At 40.9% G+C, this 25,921-nt stretch carries 25 protein-coding genes; 15 read left to right on the plus strand and 10 right to left on the minus strand.

What is annotated here, in order from left to right; translation table 11 throughout:
• Together AN214_RS02345 and cysC are read left to right on the plus strand one after the other, a co-directional pair.
• Positions 1-1,725, plus strand: coding sequence for an SLC13 family permease (locus tag AN214_RS02345; RefSeq protein WP_054978251.1), 1,725 nt, complete (start codon positions 1-3; stop codon positions 1,723-1,725).
• Between the two features lie 22 nt (positions 1,726-1,747).
• Entirely contained in the window at positions 1,748-2,344 is a 597-nt protein-coding gene (gene cysC / locus AN214_RS02350; protein ID WP_054978252.1) for an adenylyl-sulfate kinase, read from the plus strand.
• 1 nt (position 2,345) lies between these two features.
• Here the strand turns inward: cysC and AN214_RS02355 are convergent, their stop codons facing one another.
• Positions 2,346-3,143: a hypothetical protein gene (locus tag AN214_RS02355; RefSeq protein WP_054978253.1), complete on the minus strand. Its 798-nt coding sequence runs from the start codon at positions 3,141-3,143 to the stop codon at positions 2,346-2,348.
• 82 nt (positions 3,144-3,225) lie between these two features.
• Here AN214_RS02355 and AN214_RS02360 point away from each other — a divergent pair, with 82 nt between their 5' ends.
• Positions 3,226-4,131, plus strand: coding sequence for a response regulator (locus AN214_RS02360; protein ID WP_200911108.1), 906 nt, complete (start codon positions 3,226-3,228; stop codon positions 4,129-4,131).
• Between the two features lie 59 nt (positions 4,132-4,190).
• Here the strand turns inward: AN214_RS02360 and AN214_RS02365 are convergent, their stop codons facing one another.
• Positions 4,191-4,556, minus strand: coding sequence for a DUF4870 domain-containing protein (locus AN214_RS02365; protein WP_010561467.1), 366 nt, complete (start codon positions 4,554-4,556; stop codon positions 4,191-4,193).
• Between the two features lie 668 nt (positions 4,557-5,224).
• On the opposite strand from AN214_RS02365, the gene AN214_RS02370 reads away from it, so the two are divergent.
• From AN214_RS02370 to AN214_RS02385, 4 genes are all read left to right on the plus strand, one after another.
• Positions 5,225-5,548, plus strand: a complete 324-nt coding sequence (locus AN214_RS02370; RefSeq protein WP_054978254.1) for a DUF3718 domain-containing protein — start codon at positions 5,225-5,227, stop codon at positions 5,546-5,548.
• A gap of 157 nt (positions 5,549-5,705) precedes the next feature.
• Positions 5,706-7,856 carry a response regulator gene (locus AN214_RS02375; RefSeq protein WP_054978255.1) on the plus strand — a complete coding sequence of 717 codons (2,151 nt, stop codon included), beginning with the start codon at positions 5,706-5,708 and terminating at the stop codon, positions 7,854-7,856.
• 136 nt (positions 7,857-7,992) lie between these two features.
• Positions 7,993-9,021, plus strand: coding sequence for a metallophosphoesterase (locus tag AN214_RS02380; protein WP_054978256.1), 1,029 nt, complete (start codon positions 7,993-7,995; stop codon positions 9,019-9,021).
• Between the two features lie 109 nt (positions 9,022-9,130).
• Positions 9,131-11,263 (plus strand): TonB-dependent siderophore receptor, encoded by a 2,133-nt coding sequence (locus tag AN214_RS02385; RefSeq protein WP_054978257.1) that lies wholly within the window; start codon positions 9,131-9,133, stop codon positions 11,261-11,263.
• A gap of 25 nt (positions 11,264-11,288) precedes the next feature.
• On the opposite strand, the gene AN214_RS02390 is transcribed toward AN214_RS02385, so the two are convergent.
• Entirely contained in the window at positions 11,289-11,651 is a 363-nt protein-coding gene (locus tag AN214_RS02390) for a PQQ-binding-like beta-propeller repeat protein (RefSeq protein WP_161805654.1), read from the minus strand.
• A gap of 149 nt (positions 11,652-11,800) precedes the next feature.
• Here AN214_RS02390 and AN214_RS02395 point away from each other — a divergent pair, with 149 nt between their 5' ends.
• The 3 genes from AN214_RS02395 (at position 11,801) to AN214_RS02405 (ending at position 13,957) form a co-directional block, all read left to right on the plus strand.
• A complete protein-coding gene (locus AN214_RS02395; protein ID WP_054978259.1) occupies positions 11,801-12,718 on the plus strand; it encodes an SPFH domain-containing protein in 918 nt (305 codons plus the stop codon).
• 65 nt (positions 12,719-12,783) lie between these two features.
• Positions 12,784-13,239, plus strand: a complete 456-nt coding sequence (locus AN214_RS02400; protein WP_054978260.1) for an NfeD family protein — start codon at positions 12,784-12,786, stop codon at positions 13,237-13,239.
• A 31-nt stretch (positions 13,240-13,270) separates the two neighbouring features.
• Positions 13,271-13,957 carry a pseudouridine synthase gene (locus AN214_RS02405; protein WP_054978261.1) on the plus strand — a complete coding sequence of 229 codons (687 nt, stop codon included), beginning with the start codon at positions 13,271-13,273 and terminating at the stop codon, positions 13,955-13,957.
• Here the strand turns inward: AN214_RS02405 and AN214_RS22640 are convergent.
• Positions 13,947-14,117 (minus strand): hypothetical protein, encoded by a 171-nt coding sequence (locus tag AN214_RS22640; protein WP_161805655.1) that lies wholly within the window; start codon positions 14,115-14,117, stop codon positions 13,947-13,949. The two genes, AN214_RS02405 and AN214_RS22640, sit on opposite strands and share 11 nt — an antisense overlap.
• Before the next feature lie 365 nt (positions 14,118-14,482).
• Between AN214_RS22640 and AN214_RS02410 the strand changes: the two genes are divergently transcribed.
• Positions 14,483-15,358 (plus strand): DMT family transporter, encoded by an 876-nt coding sequence (locus tag AN214_RS02410; RefSeq protein ID WP_054978262.1) that lies wholly within the window; start codon positions 14,483-14,485, stop codon positions 15,356-15,358.
• A 28-nt stretch (positions 15,359-15,386) separates the two neighbouring features.
• Here AN214_RS02410 and AN214_RS02415 read toward each other — a convergent pair whose 3' ends face one another.
• From AN214_RS02415 to AN214_RS02425, 3 genes are read right to left on the minus strand one after another with little or no spacing between them, the layout of a single operon-like run.
• On the minus strand, positions 15,387-16,439 hold the full coding sequence (locus AN214_RS02415; protein ID WP_054978263.1) for an efflux RND transporter periplasmic adaptor subunit: 1,053 nt from the start codon (positions 16,437-16,439) through the stop codon (positions 15,387-15,389).
• Positions 16,440-16,442: 3 nt separating this feature from the next.
• Positions 16,443-19,742, minus strand: coding sequence for an efflux RND transporter permease subunit (locus AN214_RS02420; protein WP_054978264.1), 3,300 nt, complete (start codon positions 19,740-19,742; stop codon positions 16,443-16,445).
• Positions 19,743-19,755: 13 nt separating this feature from the next.
• Positions 19,756-20,061 carry a metalloregulator ArsR/SmtB family transcription factor gene (locus AN214_RS02425; protein ID WP_054978265.1) on the minus strand — a complete coding sequence of 102 codons (306 nt, stop codon included), beginning with the start codon at positions 20,059-20,061 and terminating at the stop codon, positions 19,756-19,758.
• 134 nt (positions 20,062-20,195) lie between these two features.
• Here AN214_RS02425 and AN214_RS02430 point away from each other — a divergent pair, with 134 nt between their 5' ends.
• Positions 20,196-20,384 (plus strand): DUF2892 domain-containing protein, encoded by a 189-nt coding sequence (locus tag AN214_RS02430; protein ID WP_010561454.1) that lies wholly within the window; start codon positions 20,196-20,198, stop codon positions 20,382-20,384.
• 2 nt (positions 20,385-20,386) lie between these two features.
• Positions 20,387-20,734 (plus strand): rhodanese-like domain-containing protein, encoded by a 348-nt coding sequence (locus AN214_RS02435; RefSeq protein WP_010561453.1) that lies wholly within the window; start codon positions 20,387-20,389, stop codon positions 20,732-20,734.
• A 59-nt stretch (positions 20,735-20,793) separates the two neighbouring features.
• Here AN214_RS02435 and AN214_RS02440 read toward each other — a convergent pair whose 3' ends face one another.
• The gene (locus tag AN214_RS02440) at positions 20,794-21,435 is read right to left on the minus strand and encodes an OmpA family protein (RefSeq protein WP_010561452.1); all 642 of its coding nucleotides are present in this window, start codon (positions 21,433-21,435) and stop codon (positions 20,794-20,796) included.
• A 73-nt stretch (positions 21,436-21,508) separates the two neighbouring features.
• On the minus strand, positions 21,509-22,282 hold the full coding sequence (locus tag AN214_RS02445; RefSeq protein ID WP_152960696.1) for an ABC transporter substrate-binding protein: 774 nt from the start codon (positions 22,280-22,282) through the stop codon (positions 21,509-21,511).
• 385 nt (positions 22,283-22,667) lie between these two features.
• Here AN214_RS02445 and AN214_RS02450 point away from each other — a divergent pair, with 385 nt between their 5' ends.
• Positions 22,668-23,807, plus strand: a complete 1,140-nt coding sequence (locus AN214_RS02450; protein ID WP_054978266.1) for a sensor histidine kinase — start codon at positions 22,668-22,670, stop codon at positions 23,805-23,807.
• A complete protein-coding gene (locus AN214_RS02455; protein WP_054978267.1) occupies positions 23,800-24,741 on the plus strand; it encodes a histidine kinase in 942 nt (313 codons plus the stop codon). Before AN214_RS02450 ends, AN214_RS02455 begins: the two co-directional genes overlap by 8 nt.
• Here the strand turns inward: AN214_RS02455 and AN214_RS02460 are convergent.
• Positions 24,731-25,921 (minus strand): mechanosensitive ion channel family protein, encoded by a 1,191-nt coding sequence (locus tag AN214_RS02460; RefSeq protein ID WP_054978268.1) that lies wholly within the window; start codon positions 25,919-25,921, stop codon positions 24,731-24,733. The genes AN214_RS02455 and AN214_RS02460 overlap by 11 nt on opposite strands.

Genomic DNA, 25,921 nt, shown 5'->3' on the forward strand with positions numbered 1-25,921 from the left:
ATGTATCAGCAAGTCAGCCTTAGCCTTATTATGTTCGTTTTAGTCGCCTGCCTATTTGGCACGCGACTAAAACCTGCGTGGGTTTTTGCTGGTGCAATTAGTGTGAGTTATTTAGCAGGTCTGATAAATTTAGAAGGCGTGCTAATTAACTTCACTAACCCATCCCTTATTACACTTGTGTTGTTGATTTTAATAAGTATTGGCATCGAAAAAACCGCGTTTGTTCGTAAACTGTCAACTTCCTTAGCAAAAGGAAGCTTATCAAAGTCAGTCACTAAGTTAGGCTTATCAACCGCCTTTTTATCGTCATTTACCAACAATACTGCTGTGGTAGCAAGCCTCATTTCGGCAGTAAAAGAAAACAAAACCCATGCCCCGTCAAAGCTATTGTTGCCTTTGTCGTATACGGCAATACTAGGTGGCACACTCACTTTAATTGGTACTTCAACTAACCTTATTGTCAATGGCTTTGCAGTTGAAGCTGGTATGGAGCCTCTCGGCTTTTTTGACTTCACCTTGGTTGGTTTGGCGGTTTTAAGTGCTGGTTTAATTGCAATTTTACTGTTATTAAAATTTCTGCCCAATTATCAAGAAGCCGACGATGAAGTCACACCGTTTTACCTCGAAGGTAAAGTAAAGGCCAGCTCTAAATTAATTGGCAAAACGGTTGAAGAGAACGGTTTACGTGAATTAAAAGATATTTTCTTAGCCGAGATTATACGCGGTGAAAAACGCATTGCCGCAGTAACGCCAAAGCAAGCAATTAAAGCCGGTGATATTTTACTGTTTTCAGGTGATTTAAAATCGGTGCCGTTATTAAAACAGTTTGACGGATTAGAAGTTATCCATGATAAACACGAAATGGCAGTTGAACACTTTGTTGAAGTGGTTATAAGTCATAGCAGTTCGTTGGTTGGACAAACTCTTAAAGATGCTAACTTCCGTAAGGAGTTTAAAGCAGCAGTAGTGGCTATACGTCGCGGCCATAGTCGCTTAGAAGGAAGCTTCGCCAATATTCAATTACAAGCTGGCGACAGCCTTATTTTAGCGCCAAGCAGCGACTTCCAATCAAACAAAAAGCTCAAACGCGAATTCGTTTATATCTCAGGACTCGACTTACAAAGCCACCTCGATGAAAAACAGTCTCACTGTGTATTTGCGGGTTTTATTGCGGTAATTGGTCTAAGTATTTTCGACATAGTACCGCTGGTAAAAGGCCTCATTGTACTACTCATAGGCTTTATGTTGTGGGGCGTAGTCTCGGTCAGTGAAATAAAACGTCGTTTTCCAATAGAGTTAGTTGTTATCGTCGGCAGTGCCATTGGTCTTGCTAAATTGATGATCGATACCGGCGTGGCGACGCAAATATCAGAGTTTGTATTAAGTTTAGTTGGTCAATTTGGCCCGTATACGGCGCTTGTGGTTATATTCTTACTAACCCTACTGTGTACTGAACTTATTACCAATAATGCAGCAGCTGCACTGTCGTTCCCTATCGCCTACTCATTAGCAATTGGCTTTGGCGTGAGCCCTCTGCCATTTATAATGGCTGTAGCGTTTGGCGCATCAGCTAGCTTTATTTCACCGTTTGGTTATCAAACAAATCTAATGGTGTACAGTGCAGGCAATTATCAAGTTAAAGATTACATTAAAGTTGGCATTCCAATGTCGCTGGTTTACTCCATTACGGCACTGATCTTTATACCTATTGTTTTTCCATTTTAATTAACGGATTGTAGAACCCATTATGAGTGACGAAAATATCGTTTGGCACAACTACCATGTTGAGAAATCAAACCGCGTAGCGCAAAAAGGCCATAAGCCATGCATTTTATGGTTCACAGGTCTTTCAGGTTCAGGGAAAAGCACCGTTGCTAATGCCCTTGAAACGGTACTTCATGAAATGGGAGTACACACATACTTGCTCGATGGCGACAATGTGCGTCATGGTCTTTGTGGTGATTTAGGATTTAGCGATGAAGATCGCCAAGAAAATATTCGCCGCGTGGGTGAAGTTGCTAAGTTAATGGTCGATGCAGGTCTTGTAGTACTGAGTGCGTTTATCTCACCATTTCAGGCTGAACGCAAAATGGTACGCGAGCTAGTAGATGACGGTGAGTTTATTGAAGTATTCCTAGATACCCCGTTAGCAGTGTGTGAAACGCGCGATCCGAAAGGTCTTTACAAAAAAGCGCGTGCAGGTGAGATTAAAAACTTCACCGGTATCGATTCAACCTATGAAGCACCAGAGTCACCTGAGATATCACTGGATACAGGCGCAAATACAGTTGCTGATTCAGTTAAGCAAATAATTGCTGAACTAAAACAGCGCAATATTATATAAGTTACTTTTTCTCGACTTGTTGTAGCAAGTCGAGAAATTTCTTCTCTACAAAGTCTTTTTCTTTTACTAGATGTGTTAGTCGTTCTTCCGCTTCTAACAATTTTTGCTGTAACTTTTTTGCTTCACCTGCATCAGTATTATCCGCACCTTGCGCCATTAACTGCTGAATAACTTGATCTTGTTCGGTCATTTGCTTTTTGTATTGCTGCAGCGCTCTTTTTAAATTGTTATTTTCGTCACTACTTGAAGTTGTTGAGGGGTTTGATGTTAATTGCACGTATTCTCGTTCTAACTGTTCAAACTGCTCGCTGATTTTTTTGTTTTCTTTGGTTAAACGCTCAACTGTGTCGTACTGAGAGTAAAGTTTTTCGCGGGTAATTTTTAGCTTTTTCACACTGGAGTCTAAATCACCTTTCAGCTTATGAATTAATTTATGGGCTTTTTTTAAACGCGCATTCAAATCATCCATTGATGCTTTTTCTTCTTTACTGATGTGATCTGACGTCGATGCTTTAATATTAGCAAGTTGATTTTCTAGCCCTTGTTGTACACGAATTAGTGCATCGAGCGTATCGCGGTTATCAGCGCTGTAATTGAGCGCCATCTCAATTGAATCTTGATATTCTGCAATCAATTTATCGTCGATATGAGAACCATTACCACCCGCTTTATGTGCGAATTTTCTAAACTCTCGAAGGATCAGCCATAAAATGACAAACCAACCCAAAAGAATAAGCAAGCCTAGGTCCAGCGCGAGTATTTCTAAAACTTTGAATGAGGTTAAACCTGGGATATTCATAACTTCTCCAGCAAGACAACAAGTTAAGTATAGTCTTGATTATTTTTTGCGACTATACTGAATGAATTATCTACAATTGCAGATGTTAATTTTGAGAATACTTGTTGTAGACGATAGCAAAGCGACCCTTGAAATTGTAAGACGCTCGCTTGAAGGTTTTGGTTATCGTCATCTTTCAATAAAAAAAACAAATAATCCGATTGATGCACTTGCCATCATTGGGCAATGGCAACCTCATATTTTACTGACTGATTGGAATATGCCGGAGCTCAGCGGAATCGCATTAATAAAGGCGATTCGTAAGAAGCAGTTAAATACGCAAATCGGTATGATCACCACCATCGACGATACAAAGCAACTCGAACAAGCACAAAAAGCGGGAGCTGATTTTGTACTCAGCAAGCCATTTGATGACCAAGAGCTTTACGAAAAATTACTGCCTTTAGTGCAAGGCGCGGAGCAAAGCGAGATTATACTCGACGAGATAGAAGAACTTTCAGAAGGACTGGCACTGCCTAACCTTGATCAACTCGAAAAAAGCTTGGTAAAGCTCACATCTTCAGAATTAACAATAAACACTATCAAAGCACAGGTATTTGATGAATCTAAACTGCCCTGCATTATGGCGGTGTTTGAAGACTGTGAAACACAAAAAGTACGTTCAGTGGCCTTACTCGATATTTATGCCGCGTGTACCTTGGCAAAAAGCAACCCAAACGTAACAAATGGACATATTCAACGCGTTATTAAAACCAAACGCCCAAGTAAGTATGTGATGGAAACCAGTCAACAGATTCTGCAAAAGGTCGCTGTGGCATTTCTTGATCACCAAAGCCGAAAAAGTTTACGCTTAAAAAATACTAACTTTATCGACCAATCCTTTCCCAAATTAGAAAATCTCTACAAGACGCCCGCTAATAGGCGGCTTGATATCTCGATACAAATTCTCCCTTTGGCTCAGGGGCGAATAACTATCATAGGCTTCTAAACCGCTAGAAAAACAAAAAGGGCGCCGTTAGGCGCCCTTCTACATCTCAAATCAACTGCTTAGAACATCCAAGATGTTGGATTCTCGATTGGCTCGTTTTTGTCCAGCGCTTTAAGCCCTTTAACACAACGTACAATTAGCCAAACAAGATAAAATAGAATGATTGCGAAACCGATTACAACAACAGAAAGAATTGTTCCAATCACAACATACAATAAACCAATCCAGAACGTACGGATTTGATACTGATAATGTGTTTGTAGCCATTCTGGTGCATCTTTTTTATTAACATATGCCATGATCACGCCGATCAAACCTGTAATACCTAAAATAATGCTCGCTAGGTAAAGTACATAGTTAATCTTAGCGCCATTTTTTGCCGACGCATCTTGCTTTTCGTTAGTTTCAACTACCTGGTCAGTCACCTTTTATCTCCTTATGATGAACTTATTTGTTGCCAGAATGCTTAATTTACAAGCATCTGAAATTATTGCAATAAGAGAATCACTGGGCGGAGCTGTTAAGATAAAAAACTATCTTAAAAACAGTAAACTATAAATCTACTGCTTACTTGTATCGATATACAGACAAAACATAATTTAGCTTTGTTGCACTGTACATGCGTGGCTTTATTGCAACAACTAAAGGCAGCAATATCACTCACCTTAGTCGTAACTTAATTCAAGCTTGCCTTGATAGTACTCATATCACACAAATATATTTATTAAATCAACAGCGCGTATTGACCCAAATGGTCTTTTTTATGCTTGTTCTCGCTATACATGTGTAACAAATTATTTGTTATGACCCAGCACTAAAAATTAACCTTTTTTGCTCCTTTTTACATTTTTAACTAAATAACCTAAGACAGTCGGATTGATTTAAATGGCGAACGGAATTTAATTGCAAAATAAGCAACAATGCAGATGTGAATACCTATGTTTTACTATACAACTTGTTAATCGATTACTTTTCAAACAGAAAATTCCTACATACTTGGTTACAGCACATCATAGTTTTCAAACACTCTTATGAAAATTTTAAGTTACCTTTTCAGTGCACTTTACCCAACGCCACATTAAAGGACACGAAAATGAAAACACTATTAATCACAGCAGGAATCGCACTACTCTCATTAACTAGCGCACCATCTTCAGCACATAGCAAGCAAGTAGTTACAACAGACTCTTCAGCAGATTCAAGCCTTTGCGCTGCAATTATCAAAGATAAACCAGTGGTTATTACAAAACGCTTAAAGCAAGCGAGATTACGTAAACATCAAGCTAAAGAGGTGCTATTTTGTAATGGCCTTTCTCTTTCTGAATTTGCACAAAAGCACAATTCATACAAAGCAATTGCGCACTTAAGACTTGAGCCAAGCCAAGAACAACTTGCAAACAACAACATTGTAAAATAAATGTTAAAAGGCTTCTTGCTTTTGTAAAGCAACATAACTAATCTTAGATATGACATCCCAATCCAATAACTAAAAGGCGAGCAATTAATGTTTGCCTTTTGCTTTTTTAGCCACCGTTAAGATAGCATAGCTAAATACAGCTTACAGAAGTCTTGATATGCTTGATTTAAATACCCTTTACATTGTTAGTGGCGTTGTTTTATTACTCTCGTGGTTTATTAGTTTTCAAGTTTGGCGAGAAAATAAAAGCGTCGATGGGGCGTTTACCAATCTGCTTTTACCGAGCTTAATGTTACTAGCTCTGTTTAGTTACTCTCTTTATTTATATCGCGTTATCGATATAAAAGCGGGTATTGCAAGTTTAATCATTCTTAGCTGCTCGATATTAAGTATTCATTGCCTACAGCGTTTTTTTGCGATTAACAGTATCGCTATAAAGCTATTTAACCTGGTGACTGTCTGCTGCATCATCATGTTTTCTTGGTATACCTATGGCGAATCAAATGCACACAATCGATTACTAATATTTAACCTTCAGCGGTTTCTTGAAGGCGTTATGATCCTATGGATTATGTTCACAATGGATACGTCCAATCACCGCTTCTCTAAACATATCTATTTATGCCACGCGCTTATTTTCATAACTGTATACCCAATTCGTACTTACTATCTTATGTCGCTAGGCACACCCGAATTATTTAAACATGAATGGTTTGCCATCGGTGCTATGGTTACGGGCATTGTCAGCCCATTACTTTACGCACTAGGTATGGCCTATTTGTGCAGTGAACGAAAAGCTCTTCACTTTTCAGTCCTAAAAGACAAAGCCCAGCAAGATGCGGAGTTACGTGGTTTATTCTTAAGTACCATGAGTCATGAAATAAGAACCCCACTTAACGGCATTATGGGTAGTGCTCAATTAATTTTAAACCAATCACCTAGCGCCAAAGTGAAGCCTTATTGTGAAGCAATCATCAATTCATCAGAATCACTCAACTTACTAATTGGCAAAGTGCTTGATTACGCACGTTTAGAACAAAATGCTGAAACAGGAACAGAGGAAGACATAGAACTAACACCTTGGTTAGAAAACTTATGTTTGTTATATCGCCCTCTCGCCCAACAAAAACGCATAGATTTCAAACTCAACAATAACTTACCGAAAAAAGCGTGCTATTACTTTGACCAACAAAGCGTGCGCCAAGTATTGATTAATTTACTCGGTAACGCTATTAAATTTACCGACACAGGCCAAGTTACACTGTCGGTTGAAGTTCTTTCTAAAGCACCTCTAGAGCATATTGTAAGATTTACCGTAACAGATTCAGGCCCAGGCATTCCAGCATCAGAAATTGAACAATTAAAAGAACCTTATGTACAAAGTGATGCTGGAAAAATCAAAGGTGGAACTGGCTTAGGATTAGCAATAAGTGAGCGATTACTTAACAAAATGCAGAGCGAGCTCAATATTGAAAGTACACTCGATTTAGGTAGCCGTTTTAGTTTTGATATTCGCTTTAGCCTTGGTGAGCTAAGCCTTGTTGAACAAACCAAAGAAAAAGCCGATACACTTACTGGGTTATCTGTATTACTAGTTGAAGATCTTCCATTAAATCAAAAGCTCGCAATTGAGTTTATGGCGATGGATCAACACCAAGTTACACTTGCAAGTTCCGGCGAAGAAGCAATTAAAATACTACAACAACAGGCATTTGACCTAGTGTTACTTGATATGAATTTACCTGATTTCTCAGGTCAGGAAGTTGTAAAGAAACTAAACGACATTGACCATATCAATTCTCACACGCCAATTTTAGCGTTTACCGCTAGCTTAAGCCCGGACGAGGTAAAAGAGTATTTAACGCTCGGCATCAAAGATATTGTCGGCAAGCCAATTAAACTCGAAAAGCTGCGCCAAGCCATTTTTAACTCGCAACAGCAGTCTTTTTCTCAAGCTAGCCAGAATGTCGAAGACATATTATTTGATGCAAACGCAGCACAAAGCCTAAGTGCATCTTTTGCGCAAGAAGAGTTTAACGCCATTTACGATGAATTTATTATGTCGTTGCGCGACAAACTAGCGCGCTGCGAAACAGGTTTTGAAAAACAAACGGATGAAACAATTCGCACCTTACATCGCTTAGCCAGTACAGCATTGCAACTAGGCTTTAACCGTTTCGGATTGGCGCTAAAACAAAGTGAGCGAGACTTACTAAATAACAAGTTAGTATTTGATAACGAGTATTTAAAACAACTTTGGCAACAAAGTCTAACAAGTTATTTAAAGTACGCGCGCGAGCAACTCTAAATTTAATAACAAATAAATTCATAGCATTAGTTAAATTTAAATATAAAATAGATATAAAAACGAGCAATAAAGAGTTGCGTGTTCGCCACGGCTTCGCCACGCTAGGCATCGACTAATAACCATATAAGAAAATGTTATGACTCAATCTTGGTTTGCTGTTTCTGCACTTATCAGCATCGCCTTTTCAGGCGCACTCAGTGCATCCACGCTATACAACGATGGCCCGTATCTGTTTTATAACAAGAATAAAATTGAGCGCATTGATATCGTTGCCAATCAAAAAAACGTGTCAGAGTACACTGGCCCGCTGACAATAACGCCAACCTTTAACGCAAATCAAATAGACAGCTTCCAGGGTGTCGAAAAAATTGCGGCAATTAGCGATATTCATGGGCAGTTTGATATTTTCAAAACCTTGTTAGTAAATAATAAGGTTATCGATCAATCGCTGAATTGGTCTTTCGGTAAAGGACATTTAGTGATTACCGGTGATATTTTCGACCGTGGCGATACTGTAACTGAAGCGCTGTGGTTAATTTATAAATTAGAACAACAGGCATTAGCGGCGGGCGGAAAGCTTCACTACCTGCTAGGTAATCACGAATACATGGTACTACGTGATGATCAACGATATTTGCACCCAAAATATGTGCATGCAGTATCGCACTTTAATAACGACTTACGTCAGCAATACAGTGACAACAGCGTATTAGGCCGCTGGCTACGCAGCAAGTCGACCATCATTAGTATTAATGGTTTTATTTTTCTACACGGCGGCATTCACCAAGACTTCTTAGATCTTAAACTGACCTTAGAGCAAGCTAATAGTGAGTTTCGTAAAACTATTGGTTTAGGCAAAAAAGCGTTAAAAGAAAACCCAACTTGGCTAACACTACATGGCAGTAACGGCCCTATTTGGTACCGCGGCTACTTTAGAGATGACGCGCTCAACGATACACAAGTCGATGCCGTTTTATCACAACTTAATGCCAAAAAGGTTATTGTAGGGCACACCTCAATGCCAACCATTGAAACACGCTTTAACAGCAAAATCATCGCGATTGATAGCTCAATCAAGCGAGGAGAAAAAGGCGAAATATTGCTTTGGCAAAATGCCGAATTCAAGCGTGGTTTAATGTCGGGAAAGCAAAAGCCATTGCAATAAGCTTGCGCGAATCTATAAATATGGCAAGATGTTAAGTCATCCCAAGCCTTAAGGCTTTTTATTTGAGTTCAGGTATTTACAAACATACTCAAGTGTTAAGAGTGGCAAAATGAATTTAGCGAACACCAACAAAACAAAAAAATGGCTCACACTACCCAGCACTTTGTTGCTAGCGCTAAATTCATCATTTTTAACAGCCAGTGAGGACAGCCACTTATTTAGCCTCTCGTTAGAACAACTGCTCAATGTCGAGGTTTCTTCTGCGTCTCTAACAAAAGAGACACTGAGTGAAGCGCCTGTTCCGGTCACCGTAATTACCGCAAATATGATTTCGCAATCAGGTGCTCGCAACATTAAAGATTTGCTCGTCACCTATGTGCCAAACATCACCCATGTTGAAGATCAAAATGAACCTAACATTGCAGCTCGTGGGGTATTTACGTCTTCACAACAAAAAATATTATTCTTGATTGATGGCCACAGGCTAAACAGCCGAAGCTACTCTATGGCATCACCCGACTACGCCATTAGCCTCGACAAAATAAAACAAATAGAAGTGCTAAGAGGGCCATCGAGTTCAATTTATGGCAATGTGGCGCTCACAGCCACCGTCAATATCATTTTAAAATCAGCTGCGGAGCTCGAAAACTCCAAACTAGCTGTAACTGTCGGGAATCAAGGGCATAAACAAGCTAGTTTAACCTATGGTAAACAAGGTGATAGCTGGGATTTGCTGGCATGGGCACAAGCGTTTTCCGCAGAAGGTGAAACACTCGCAATCTCCCCACAAGACAATTACTCGCCCAACCCGATTGCTGATGCACATGCAAACCTAGGTGCTTATCAAGACACCACTACATATGATATTGGCGCTAAATTTAACTACCAAGATTGGCGCTTTTTCGCCAACACCAGAAGCTCACATTATATTGAGCCCTTTTCTGCCGGTGGTATTAGCGGTGAAGGATATAATTACGATGAAATCAGAAAATATAAGGGAACAGGGCCAGGTCTTGGCTATACTGCATCGCACTTCAATGTAACCCACAGCGGTACTTTATTTAATTGGCAATGGCATCAAGAGCTTTATTTTGACCAAAATGAAATAGATTCAGTGGTTGTGATTACGCCAGCGACGAATAACACAGCCAGAGTTTATTGGCAGGAGCGCTCTTCAGGGTTATTAACTCACCTCAGTAAACGTATTGGTAAATGGGATTATTTAGTCGGTTTACAACTAGATCACATGAAAGTAACCGATTCTGATTTCAAAGCATCGCTAAATGGTGAAGATTACCTTCCGGCTGACCTGCAAACACCACTGTTAAAAGAAAGCAGCGAATCAATTTATTCAGTATTTGCACAAGTTAAATACCGATTGTCAGAACGTTGGCTAGCAAACGCAGGTGCAAGGTACGATCAAAAAAATCGTACTGGCAGCGATAATATTAACGATTTTAGCCCACGTTTGGCGATTATTTACCAAGGGGTAAACGGCTATAATTTTAAAGCGTCTTATGCTACTTCGTTTGTCGACGCAACCTATTGGAACCGCTTTAGTACGTTAAGCTCATTTCGTGGTGCGCAAACACTAAAACCCGAAAAGCTCGCCTCATTACAACTGACACCTAGCATAAAGCTACCTGAACATCAGTTTTATGGCGCCGTTAACGTATTTTACAATCAGCTCGATGACTTTATCTTTCGCGATAACTATGCTGGTGCAAATGAACCCAATTATTCTAATGCCGGCGAGTTAACAACTTGGGGTATCGAGTTAGAATCTCGTATTACCAAGCGTAATATTACATGGCATGCTACTTTGGGTTATCAAGCGGTTATTGACTCTGAACGCTTTGCCACGAGCGGTGATGATATTAATAATGTACCTAGCATCACGGCAAACTTAGTTACCAGCTGGCCAATTTTTGAAGATGCAAATGCAAGTCTAACCGTGCGCTACATTGGTGAGCAAACATCACCCATTAATATTATTTTGAATGGCCAAGAAATTAGCGATCCCTACCCAAGTCAAGGTGCAAATTTCAATGCGCCTAATCATAAAGTCGATGACGTTATATTACTCAACGCAGCCCTTGATTATCAGTTAAGTAACGACCTAAACCTCGCATTAACTGCGCATAATTTGCTCGACACAGAGTATCAGCAAGGGGGCACAACATTGCACCCATACCCGCAGGCAGGGCGCAATGTTCGCGCAACATTGAGTTATGAGTTTTAACTAACCAAGATTTAGATGACAACCATTAACCGCCATCACCCGCTGATACACTGCCCGACGCTGCAATAGCTGCTGTTGTCGCCGCCGTAGTTGCCGCAGTCGCAGCTGCATTACCCGCAACAGTACCGCTAACAGACGCTGCATGATTACCGACATCGATAATACATGTGCCGTAACCCAAGCCTTTTAGCGAATTAGTCCATATCTGTTCACCTGTGGCTTTATCTAAACAGAATAAATGACCAGAAGAAGATGCATACACCTTGGTATTATCGCTAGTTACTACCGTAATTGTTCCTGATTTTAACTTTTTACGCCAAAGCTCACTGCCATCGTCTTTATTAATTGCAACGACATGCCCATTTATACCCAAAATAAGATAATTCATAAACCCTCCGTTTAGTGTTAATACCAGCTTGCGTGATTTCTTTAAAAAAGCAAAGACCATTCAACACTGCCATTCTCCGCTCATCATTAAATCTGTTATTTCATGTTAAAAAACGTTAAATTGAAGCCAGTTAAACAGGAGATGCAATTATGGAACAGTTTGATATTACGATAATAATTGGCTTAGCTGTCGTATTTATTATTTTAGCCCTAGGGGTGAAAATGGTGCCGCAAGGCTACACCTATACGGTAGAGCGTTTTGGTAAATACACCCGCACTCTACCGCCAGGCCTACAGTTAATTATCCCATTGGTAGATACCATTGGCCGTAAACAAAATATGATGGAACAAGTACTTGATGTACCACCACAAGTAGTCATTTCATCAGACAACGCACAAGTTACCACCGATGCAGTATGTTTCTATCAAGTACTTGACCCAGTTAAAGCTTCGTACGAAGTAAATGACTTAGAACGCGCTATGCGTAACCTAGTAATGACTAACATCCGTGCGGTACTTGGTTCGATGGAGCTTGATGAAATGCTTTCAAACCGCGATAAGATTAATGGTTCACTGCTGGTAAAAGTAGATGAAGCAACCGATCCTTGGGGTGTAAAAGTAACCCGCATCGAAATCAAAGATATTGCACCACCGATGGACTTAGTGGATGCCATGGCGCGCCAGATGAAAGCCGAACGTGAAAAGCGCGCCAATATTTTAGAAGCTGAAGGTGAGCGTGAAGCAGCAATTAAGGTTGCCGAAGGCCAAAAACAGGCTGAAATTTTAAAAGCCGAAGGTCAGTTAGAAGCAGCAAAACGCGAAGCAGAAGCACGTGAACGTTTAGCAGCAGCAGAAGCCGAAGCAACTCGCTTAGTGTCTGATTCAATTCAAAATGGTGACTCACGTGCAATTAATTATTTCATCGCACAAAAGTACATGGAATCACTCGGTAAATTAGCCGAATCAGATAACAACAAGGTAATGATGATCCCACTAGAAGCAAGCAATATGCTCGGGTCGATTGCTGGTGTTGCTGAAATTGCAAAAGAAGCGTTTGGCAAGAAATAAACTAAACAAACATGTATACTTAACAACAGCACAGCTTGCCGCTGTGCTGTGTTTTAGGAGCAGTTATGATTTCGGAACTATTAAATAATTTAGAACCATGGCACTGGTTATCACTCGGCTTATTGCTGCTTGGTGCCGAAGCATTAGGTGCATCTGGTTTTTTACTTGGTACGGCCATTGCTGCTTTTTTGCTTGCGATTGTTAACGCGTTATTTGCAGAACTAAGCTGGCAAACACAGATTATTTTGTTTGCACTGTCTGCGCTTGGCTTTTCTATCGCGTACTGGAAATACTTTAAAGAATTTAACAACCGCTCTGACCACGGCCCACTTAATCAACGTGCAGCCAGCCTGATAGGCCGCGAACTGGTAGTTGAGCACGACCTAAGCGGTGGACATGGCCGTATTCAAATAGGCGATACGTTTTGGAAAGTGACATTTGAAGGTCAGATAAATAAAGGCAGCCGTATCAAGGTTGTCGATACTGATAGCATGTGCCTGCAAATTACTACCATTAACTAAGCTAACCTACACTCGGGATAAATTACATTTCGTGAATAAAATACGATTGGCAAAATTTATTGCCGATGCTGGCGTGTGTTCAAGACGCCAAGCCTCTCGCTTAATTGACGATAAATGTGTACTCGTCAATGGTCGCCCAGCAAATCATATTGACCATGTTGATGCCAGTGATGTTATTGAGGTCAACGGTCAGCAGGTTAAAGCGCTTACGACAAAGTCCTATTTTGCAATGTATAAGCCGATTGGCGTTGACTGCAAGCTTATTGAGAGCGATCCCACCAGCCTAGTGCATTTACTGCCAAAACAAATCAGGCTGTTTCCAATCGGACGCTTAGATAAAGACTCTCACGGCTTATTACTGCTTACAAATGATGGAGAGCTATGCCAACAACTCAATCATCCTGACTTTGATAAAGAAAAAGAGTATATCGTCACCACGAGCAAACCGATTACCGATGAGTTTTGTCAGCAAATAATGAGTGGCGTGCCTGTAAAAGGCGTTATTACCCGTCGCTGTGAGGTTGAGCAAATCAACGAAACGCAATTTCGAATCATATTAACACAAGGGCTAAACCGTCAGATCCGCCGCATGACAAAATATTGTGGTAATTATGTGGTTGATTTAAAGAGAGTGAGAATAGCAAGTTTATCACTTGCCGAGCTTAATTTAACACCCGGCAAGTACTGTGAAATAGCGAAAGCCCAAATTACTTCCTGAATCGAACATACATATAAAGACTTGCTATCAAACCACCCGGTAGCAACGCTTTTTCCATACCATTCATCGCTAGATAAGCCATAGTGCCAATAAAAAATACCGTCGTTACAATTACGTCTAAGTATTCCCAAGAAAACTCTAAAAATTTATTGGTATTCATAACAATTCCTTGCTGTTGTGCTAAACCAAATCAGGGGTTGATTCAAACATTAATAAAAAAGAGTAAGCTTTATATAAGCTGGGTGTAGCTTAGGTTTTTTGGCCGAAAAAACTTTGATCTAGAATAAAAAATAGACGAGCTAAGAAAAAAATAAGCCGCAAAACTTGCGGCAAATCAACAATAGCATTGTGTGGAAAATATGTAGCAATGAGCGAGCTACAAAACAGAGTATAAAACAGTTATAAAAAACTGCCTGCGACATAATGTCGCACTTTTAATGAATTTTTTTCACATCCATAGCAATTCACCGACCTAGCCTAGCAATACCTGTTACTATGCTATTTTGTTGATTAAGGTACTTATTAATGCTTTGGGTCTTGTTTACTGTGTTAGCAGCATTTATGCAAACGTTTCGCAATGGCCTGCAAAGTAAGTTAAGTAAAGATGTCAGCACGCTCGGTGTAACCTTAGCACGTTTTTTATTTGCCACTCCGATAGCGCTTACCTATCTTGTTTTGCTCTATCAATTTGAGCCAATCGCTCATCCCGAGTTTAACCGTCAATTCATAAGTTATGCTGCCATTGCTGCAGGCATGCAAATCCTTGCGACAGCACTTATGGTGGTTTTATTTAAACAACAAAATTTCGCAATTGGTGCTGGGCTGGCAAAAAGTGAGGCGCTTGTTGCCGCTATTTTAGGTGCTTTATTTTTTGGTAGTGCACTTACACCACTCGGTTGGTTAGGTGTATTAATTGGCGCTTTGGCGGTATTTATATTAAGTGGATTAAGGTTCAATCAAGGCTTTCAATTAAAAACCGTGCTCATTGGTTTGAGCTGCGGCAGCGCATTTGCTTTAACCTCTCTTTCAGTACGTGAAGCCAGTATTGCCCTTGATTTACCATTCCCACACAGCGCTGCATGGGTATTACTCTGGGTATTAACACTGCAAAGTATCATTTTAATTGCGCACATTGCGATAAACGAAAGGCATACCTTTAGCAAATTAAAACAGCACTTGCCCACCACATTCGCCATTAGTGTAACGAGTTGTATTGGTTCAATCGGCTGGTTTAGTGCAATGAGTTTACAGTACGTCGCGTATGTTAAAACGCTGGGGCAAATAGAAGTACTGTTTACTATTTTACTTGCGATATTTTGGCTAAAACAAAAACCGAGCAAAAATGAGTTGCTCGGTTTAATCCTCATTGCCCTCGCTGCTATTTTAGTAATGTGGCAATAGCAAGTTAGAGGGCAGCTAAATAAATAAGCTAAATAACCAATTTTTCGCCAGCAGATAAACCCGAGATAATAATCACCAGATTATTATCAAGCTGCCGACCTAAACGCACAAATCGCTCGCTTACTTGGTTGTTTTCCAATACCGATACTTTGGATAACTGACCAAATTGCTGAATATATCGCTTATCAATTGCGATAACATCGCGTGTGGCCTTATCAATCCCCACCTTGGCATACATACCCGGCATCAAACCCGAACCATCAAGATTATCACCCGCTAAATCGAGCTTTATTTCAAAGCTGCGAGCTGCACTGTCGGCAAGCGGCACAACTTCACTGATCCGCGCCGTTCTTACTTGCTGTAACGCCGATAACTCCACTTGCAACGCTTGACCTAAGGTTAGGGTTACCGCTTGGCTTTCTGGAATATAACTACTAATTTGAATGCTGCTCGGATTGTAAAGCGCTACAACGGCTTGCCCCGGATTGACTAAATCCCCCGGCTCAACCATACGATCAACCACTTTACCTGCTATCGGAGCAATGATCTTGCTGTAAGCTAGCGTTACATTAGCTTGATCACGCTGCTGCTCGTAACTTAGTTTGGTTGCACGTAATTGATCAAATGTAGACTGCACAGAATCCAGATCATTAACAGAGATCAATCCCTGCTCACGAAGCGCTTTATTACGCTTTAATTGTAACGACGCTTGCGTTAACTGAGCCGAAACAGCTTCAACCTGCGCTTCAATTTGACGCACTTGCGCTTTGAGATCTTGGTTATCTAACTCAGCAATCACATCACCTGCTTGCACCATATCGCCAGCACGAACATTTACAGACGTCACATTTGCTAAAATACGACTCGCTACTTGTGTATTTTGCTTTGCGATAAGGTTGGCTGGCAACCAAAGCCTATCGGTATATGCGTAGGGTTCAATAGTGATAGTTTGCACATTTTGTAATTGAGGTGATGCGGTACTCGGCGCAATTTTGTCGCTGAAACCACCCGCCATCATTATGATCATTGCCACTAACGCGAGAATCGCAACAACCGGAATTAATAACGTTTTTTTTGTCATGATTTATTGCTCCTGAGCGTCTTGCGCGCTGTTTTTTATGTCATCGAAAACCAGATAGTAAACAGCGGGCACAATGATCAAACTGAATAAGGTAGAAGAAATAATGCCAAAGATAATTGCTAGCGCTAAACCACTAAATACGGGGTCAAGAATAATCACTAAATTACCAAGTAATGTGGTACCAGCCGTGAGCAATACTGGGCGCATGCGCACACTGCCTGCCATTAATAGCGCTTCTTTTATCGCAGCACCTTGTTCACGTGCAGCACTTATAAATTCAACCAAAATAAGTGAATTGCGAACCACAATACCGGCCAACGCTATCATGCCAATCATCGCTGTTGCGGTAAACAAAACAGGTTCTGGGCTCGCTGCAATCTCTCGCTCACCAAACTGATTCATTAACCAAAAACCCGGCATAATACCAATTACTGTAAGCGGAATAGCCGACATAATAATACCCGACAACGCATAAGAACCGGTTTGTAAGCGTAAAATAAAGAAGATACCGGTGAGTGCAAAGGCAAACGCGATACCCATATCTCTAAATACGCGCGCTGTTATTCTCAACTCGCCTTCACCGCTCCACGTAAGCCAAGTTCCTTGTGGTATTGACCACACATTTCCGCCACCGTTATTAAGATAATGACGGTCTTGCCAAGCAACCTGAGTTGTTTGCTGATCGCTAAGTTGTTCACGTTGATCAGCGTTAATGTCTGCGACTACTTCCGCAGGCGTGCGACCATTTAACTCGGCGGTGACATAAATCACTGACTGTAAGTCTTTACGGTAAATAGGCTGAGTAACGTTCAACGTTTGGTACTGGCCTAACTCACTTAAGGCAACTAATGGTTGCGGCGCAGCTTCTAAACCAAGACCTAAATCGGTTTGCGCAATGCCCTCTCGGCCACGAATATACAGACCATCAAGCTCACTAGCTTGGTTGCGCGTTTGATAAGGTATGCGTAATTTTATTGCCAGAGGCTCAGCTTCATATTGATTGGCGATACTGCCCGCCTCTACGCCGAATCCTGCAATCATTAATGTGCGTTTAATATCTTCCGTTGCGATACCAGAAAGTGCGGCTTTTTCTTTATCTACCACAAAACGATTAATCTGTTGCTCTGCCTGCATTGTGGTATCAACCTCCACTACATGTGGCTCACTTGCTAAACGCGCCGCGATATTGCGTGCCGCTAATTGTTGCTGTTCGAGTGCAACAAATGGGTCACGATATACTTCGGCAACTAACGTTGATAACACTGGTGGGCCAGGTGGTACCTCAACAACTTTTACATGCACGCCATCTTTATTAAATGGCGCAAGTAATTCTCGTAAGCGTAAGACGACACCATGAGATTGATGTTCTCGTTCGCTTTTATCTACCAGCAATACGCGTATTTCAGCGAGGTTCTCTCGTGTACGCATATAGTATTGGCGAACCATGCCGTTGAAGTCGATTGCACTGGGCTCACCGACATAAACGGCAACCGCTTTAACTTCCGCAACACGCTTAACTCGTTGGGCAATTTCGCCAGAGAGCGCTGCACTTTGCTCTAGACTGGCTGACTCAGGTAGGTCGATAAGTATTTGCACTTCATTTTTATTATCGAAAGGCAATAATTTGAGCGGTACCGTGCGAAAAACAGGTAGTAATGCACTGGCAATGAAAAGCCCCAGCGTTAACCATAATGCTGTTTTGGCACGCGATTTCGACGCTAGAATTGGCGTTAAAATTTTATGATAAAGGTCGCCACTATTACTGCTTTCTTGTTGTTTTGTTGAATCTTTAAGTAATTTACTTGCCAACCACGGGGTGACGAATAACGCAACCAAAGTAGACACAATCACACTAACTGGCACATTAAACGCCATCGGTGCCATATAAGGCCCCATCATGCCGGTAATAAAGGCCATTGGCACAAACGCCAACACTATCGTTACTGTAGACATTATTAGAGCGGGGCGAATTTCGCTCATAGCGGCCACTATCTGACTCGTTTTACCGTCGCCTTTTAGCATAAAACGTTTAATGTTATCGATGCCGGTAATTGGGTCATCTACCAGCAAACCCAGTGATAAAATCAGCGCAAATAAAGTGACTCGGTTAATGGTGTAACCAAAGGTCATATCCAAAATAAGTGTTAAGCCATAACAAATCGGCACAGCTAAACCAACAACAATGGCTGGTCGCCAACCTAAAAAGACTCCGATAAATACCACCACGGTAAATACTGCAAATGCTAATGACGAAACAAGGTTATTAACCTTTTCATTTGCCGTTTCGCCATAGTCTCTCAATACTGCAACATTGACATATTTGGGTATCAGCTGCCCTTTTAACACATCAATACTTTCTAGTACTTTGTTGGCAAGGTTAACTGCATTGCTGCCTGCTTGTTTCGCAATACTAATCGTCACCATAGGGTGATCGGCTGAATTGGCACCTGCCTCGCTATACCACTGATAACTTGTTGCTTCGCTTGGTCCATCTTGAATTGTTGCAACATCCGATAAATACACGGGCTTACCGTTTATGACGTTAACTACTAAATGATTTAATTCATCGCTTTGTCTGAATACATCACCCACCTCAAGCACTACAGTTTCGCTATTCGATACCTGCACACCAACCGCTGCTAATTGGTTTGACACATTAATCGCGTTATAAACATCCATTAGGGTTGTATTAAAGGCGGCTAGATTAGTGGTATTTAAGTAAACTTGCACGCTGCGCTGGCGACCACCAATAACCTTTACTTCAGAGGTATCGTCTATCGCTTGTAAGTGAGTTGAAACTTCTTGTGCAATGCGGCGTAATTCATAATCATCATAAAGTTGCGGCTGCTCACTCCATAAGCCGAGCATCATAATAGCTACATCATCAACTTCAATTGGTTTTACTTGCCAATTCGCCACTATATTCGGCATAGAATTTTGATTGGCATACAATTTATTGTAAGTGTTTAAAATCGCTTTTTCGCGGTCTTCGCCTACATAAAAGCGTAACGTAACGGTTGTTCCACCGGTTTGTGTTACTGAGTAAACATGTTCAACACCTGGCACTTGCGCCAACAGTTTTTCAAGGGGAATAGTTACTTGTCGTTCCACTTGATTGGCATTGATATTTGGCACCGATACCAGAATATCCAACATAGGTACCACTATCTGTGGCTCTTCTTCTCGCGCGGTGAATTTAAGCGCTAACAAGCCACTTAACAAAGCGAAAATAAAAATCACCAGTGGAATACGCCCTTGCAGTGAACTTGCAACTAAACGATCAATTGGGTGTGATGTACTCATGACCCTATCCTTGCTATTCAGGCTGACAAAACATATCGTAAAGCGCGCTTAACATGGCGCTCACTCGCGGATCGACGATACGATAATAAATAGTTTGCGCTTCACGACGCGTCTCTACTAAGCCCGAGTTACGTAAACTCGCTAAATGCTGTGACAATGCAGATTGCGCCAATGGTACAGCTTGGTTCAACTCGCTAACACTTAGCTCACCTTGATTTAATGTACACAAAATCATTAAGCGATTTTTGTTTGCCATCAATTTTAAAAACTGCTCTGCTTCTGCTGCATTTTCAAGCATTTTGTCCATATCTAACATCATAGGCGTCAATTCTTTATTCTCAAATTTGAGCAAAGTATAAGCTGTTATATTAGAAAAGTCTAATATTAGAATTTACTAATTTAGGTTTTTCTAATATATTTAAATGCAACTCCACTTTTAAGTAGGTTATTCGAATGAAAGTAAATGATGCACTAAGATTAATTGCCGGTGTGATGCTGATAGTGTCACTGTTACTAACGCACTTTGTGCACCCCAACTGGATCTTTTTCACGCTATTTATCGCTGTTAATTTATTACAGTCAGCGTTTACTAAGTGGTGCCCAATGATGACGATACTTCGTAAATTTGGCTTGGAGGATTAACCGTGCTGAAGACTATTCCAGATCTTATTAAACTTGCATCTGAACATGTTGTAAAAATGGATGCCGCACAAGCAAAAAGTGAAATAGCCAAAAATAATGGCTTACTTATTGATGTGCGTGAACCCGCTGAACATGCAATAAAAAATGCAGTAGGTGCTATTAATATTCCCCGTGGCGTGCTCGAAATGAAGTTGGTTGAAATTGAAAAAGACGCAGAGCGACCAATTTACTTGCATTGTGCAACGGGCGGGCGTGCTACTTTAGCGGCAGAGCAACTACAACGTATTGGTTATAACAAGGTAACAGTAATCAGCTGCAAAGCTGAAAATGTATGTGATACTTTTTGCTAAAGCATAAATAAGGCTTCCGATTGGAAGCCTTAATTTAGCTAATAACGTGTAGCTTTTAATTACGCTTGGTTAGGTACAATTTGTACTTCAACACGGCGGTTTTTGGCTTTACCGGAAGCGGTTTCATTGCTCGCGACTGGACGCATTTCACCGTAGCCAACAACAGATAAACGCGCTTGCATAATTGACTGGTTAACTAAGTATTGCTGCACACTACGTGCTCGACGCTCTGATAACGTTTGGTTATAGCTTTCGCTACCGCTGCTATCAGTATGCCCTTCAATGCTCAAAAACGTTTTATCATAGTGACTCAATACATTCGCAATTGAATTTAAGGTGTCGTGAAATTGTGGCGTAATGGTTGATTGATTGCTCGCAAAAGTGATATTTGATGGCATCACTAAGCGTAAGTTATCGCCTTCCCTGACTACTTCAACACCTGAACCTGAAAGCTGCTCACGCATTTCTGCTTCTTGACGATCCATGTAATCACCTATCGCGGCACCTGCAATGGCACCTACAGCAGCACCAATTACTGCGCGTTTATTTTTGTGGTTAGAGGTAGATTTACCGATTACTGCACCTGTTACAGCACCTATCATCGCACCTTTTTCCGCATTGGTTGTAGCACAACCTGACGCTGCAACAGCCGCAGCCAAAATAGAAACACTCAGTAATTTACGTGACGAGAAGTAAGTCATTGTCTCTCTCTTTATCTTTGGAGTTTTATAAAAATGTAGTGTGGTATGTCTGAATAAACGCTGAATTGTGAAGTTATTTCACTACAACTGGTGGTAAGTCGTACAGATCAACGATTTGTGACAACTCTCCACTTTTTGCTAAATCCAGCAGGGCAAGTTGCACTTGCTCGATCAACTTCTGCTTTTCTGAACGCTTTGACGCCACTGCGTAACCGAGAATAGGCTCATCATGGCGGTAGGTTAGTTTTTTAAGCCTGTGTGAAGGCTGGTTTAAGACACTCAGTGAATGGTCAGCAGTTTGCTCAACAGCAATAACCACATCTAAACGACCTTTCAAAAGTAAGTCCATCGCTACTTTTTCGCTTTGCACCGCGATTTTCATTAACTTCTGGTCATTATCAAAACGAGCAAAATGCGCCGCACCACGCACAATACCAATTCGCTTTCCGTAAAGGTCATCAAATTTATTAACCACCGTTTTGCTTTCGGTTTGTGCATAAAATACAAATGGTGAGTTCAATACCATGTAGGCCGGTTCAAGAAATGCCATATCACGTTGACGTTCTAGTGTTTTGATAAACGCCCCACCAATATCAGCTTGGCCTGATTTAATTAACTGCACACAGCGCGAAATAGGACATGGAATAAGCTGTAAAGATACATTAAGCTGCTTAGAAATACGCATCATAATGTCGATTAATAAACCTCGGGGGCGGGTTTCACCTTGGGTGTAACTGTATGGAGGAGCATGGTCAACAGCAACCACTAAACGACTGCTAGCAAAGCTTGGCGCTGCCATTAGAAGCGAAACAAAGATGATAAAGGGTGCTACGTATTTTATTTTCACAATTCTGCCTTAACTACAGAGTGGCAAAAAATCCTTGTTCTGCGGTTGCATACCTAGAGTCTATTGTAATTTAAGCAATTATATTGCGCTAGACACTGCCCAATAAAACCAAATAAAACAACAAAGTTTAATAGACCTTCGTGATTCTAGCCAAAAAGCCCCCCCAAAAAAACCCTAGGCTACAATATTTAAACAAATGTAAATATTTATTAATTTACCCGTAGTACAACGATATAGCTGCGTTTGGCGCGGATTAAAACAAAACTTAGCACTCAGTTCAGCATATATTATTAATTATGGCATAGCCCTATAAGCAATCAATTATTGCCATTTATTTTAAAAAGCTATATTTTGCAAACAGTTTTTCCCTCACATTAGGTGACACTTGCATTGGCTGACAAAACATAAAGTAGTAATAGCTATAAACTTACTGCTGTTTTCACTTATTCTTCTTGTCAGTTTTATCTGGGAGTTTGGCCCATTGCGAGTTGAGGGTGTTGATTCTGAACGCCTAATCCACTACACCATACACATTATTTTGCTACCACTGCTGATTATCTATCTGCCACTAAAACTCATTAGGCAAAGGTCAAACAGTGGTAAAAAAGCCTATTTTGCGGGTTTAATTTTGTGCGTATTAGCAGGTCTTGCCAGCGCGACTTACACACATAAGGTTTCTGTGCCTGGTAGCTTTTTATTTAAAATAGAAGGTGGCACAAAGCAAGTAACCGACCCCGAGTACGATCATACGGGCGAAAATAACTCGTATATGACCTTCACTATTAGTACGAGTATTAAGGGTTACGACAAACCGCTTGGTCCGGCATATTTTTACGTTGAAGCGTTTCTACACAGTATTTTTTATTGCTTTTACATGCTGTGTTATCTGCAAGCTTACGGCATTATGCACAAGCACAAATTAAAAGAAAAACTAAAGCAACAACAACTCGATGTGCTGCAATATCAACTTAACCCACACTTTTTATTTAATTCATTAAATAGCATTCGCGGCATGCTGTACGAGGACGTTAGCGAAGCCAAAAAGCTGTTATTAGAGTTCCGTCAGCTGTTTAAACACCATTTCGATAATAAACAACACTGTATTGCACTTAAACAAGAGCTGTTGCTTTGCCGCCATTACTTAAAGCTTGAAAAAGTACGCTTTGAAGAGCGCCTCAATGTCGACTTAAAGGTGCCTAGCGAATGTGACATTATGCTTGTGCCAAGTATGAGTATTTTTACCTTAATCGAAAATGCGATTAAACATGGCATCGGGCAAATTCCTTCAGGCGGTACCATCGCTATTTCCGTTGCCAAGCAAGATAAAAAACTGTCAATCGCCGTTAGCAATCCAATTAATAAAACTGCACGTCAAGCTGATGGCACTCGCACTGGGTTAGCTAATCTTGAAGCGCGCTTAGCATTACTTTATCGTGATAATTTCACAATCAATTCAGAACGCAGTGAAGACCAGTTCAGCGTTGAATTACAGATCCCGTTGAAAAAGGACAAGACAGGTGAATAAGTCGTACGATTATTACGTTGCACAAGGCATTATCACGGTATTAATCTTGTTTTTCCCGTTAGTTGCAGTGACCTTTTTTGCGCCAGAAAAACTATTAAAATATGCTCACGAATGGTTGCTGTATACCCTTTTATTGGTATCTGTTTGGCACTTTGTTACCCGCAGCTTTATCAAGCGCATGCTGCAGAAGCAGCGGTTTTATCGAGCGTTAGTGGTATTGAGTGCAGTCATTATTACTGTCGCTATTTTATATTTGCCAAGTACTTTGCTTAGTTATATTTGGTATGTCGAGGCCAGTGACAGACAGCAGTTAGTAAAATTACTCACCAAATTTAACCTCTTTTTAAGCCTTGTTTGGACTATTGGTTATGTCAGTGCACAAGCCATTCGAGAAAAAGCCAGTATCGAAAAAAGCATTAAAAGCCATTCACTTAAAATGCTATCGCAGCAAGTTCAACCCGCATTTCTCTATCAATGCTTAGATAATATTGAAGCGTTAATGGATATAGATGCCGATAAGGCCAGCGAATCTATTACCGATTTAGCAGAGCTGCTGCGTTATAAACTACAAGCCGGAAAGCAAGATCTAGTTGAATTACAACAAGAGCTAAGTGCATTGTCATACATGCAACGGCTAGCTAATGCTGGCGATTTAACAGTAAAGATTGCGCCAGAATTAGCACAGCAATCGGTCACTGTGCCGCCGTTGTTAGTCTACAACTTGCTGTATATGCTAAATTTGAAAGTGTCTCAACCACTGCACGTAAACGTTACATTTGAACAACAAAGTTGTGTTGTGAGCGTTACAGGTTTTAGTTATCAACCACGCCTTATCATTTCGCGAATAAAAAGCCACTACATTGAGTTTTTTGCCAGCCAACAAGCGAGCATTCAATATCACAATAAGGTATTAAGCCTGGTTATTAGCCTGTAAGCTGACCTGTAACGTGCTGATAAGGGCGTAAACCAAACATCGTTAAACTTGCTAGCAAGTGATCCATAATATCGGCTTGTAAGTGCTCATACGGGATCCAACGTTTATCTGCACTAAAGCAATAAAGCTCTACCGGTAAACCTTCTGAGCTCGGCGCAAGCTCGCGTACCATTAACGTTAAATTATGATTAAGCGCCTCATGCTGGCGCAAATACTCTTCGGCATAAGCGCGAAATAACTTCACATTACTCTGTGCTTTTGCGTTATTTAACTCTTCATTGCTGAGCACTTGGGTGATAAATTCATTACTTTTCAGGGTTTCTAAGAAGTCACTGTCGATAAGGCGAATGCTATTCAAATCAAGGTGAATCGCTCGCTTAATGCGTCTGCCGCCAGACTCTTGCATGCCGCGCCAGTTTTTAAATGACTGAGAAATAAGTGCATAGGTTGGCACCGTAGTAATGGTTTTATCCCAGTTACGTACTTTAACCGTATTTAACCCTAGCTCTTCAATTTCACCGTCAGCTCCGTATTGGTCAAACTGGATCCAATCGCCGTCTTTTACCAATCGGTTTGCAGCAATTTGAATGCTCGCAACAAAGCCTAAAATAGTGTCTTTAAATACCAATAACAGCACTGCTGCTAGAGCACCAAAACCCGATAGAATATAAGCCGGAGATTCGTCAATTAGCACACTAATGATGAGAATCGACGTCACGATAAAGGTAATAAGCTTAGCTACTTGGATAATGCCCAAGATTGGCACTTCTTTAGCAAAACTCAGCTGATTATAGGCAGCCCCTGCAATGCTAATAACCGAACTAAAAATAAAGCCACTGTAGATAATGGCAATAATCTGGCCTATTGAGCGGTAGAACACCTCGCCTTCATCACCAGGCAGGTAAAAATAGCGAAAGCCTGATACAAACACCACACTACATATAAACCCCGCTAGGCGCCTATTAAGCTTGCTAAATAGCGGCTTAAGTTGGCCTAATCTATGTGGTGAAATATAAACGGTTAGTTTTTCAAAGCCCGGTAATACCAGGCAGCGCGCCACATAGTAAATAATGATTAGCAGCAATATGCCAGAGCAAATAGAAAGCACTTGTGGCAGCCAGTCTAAATGTGGAAATGCCTCTTTAACCCAAGGGGATATTAGCTTTTCTACCTTGCTCAT

The organism is Pseudoalteromonas sp. P1-9 (assembly GCF_001399975.1).
Taxonomy (GTDB): Bacteria; Pseudomonadota; Gammaproteobacteria; order Enterobacterales; family Alteromonadaceae; genus Pseudoalteromonas.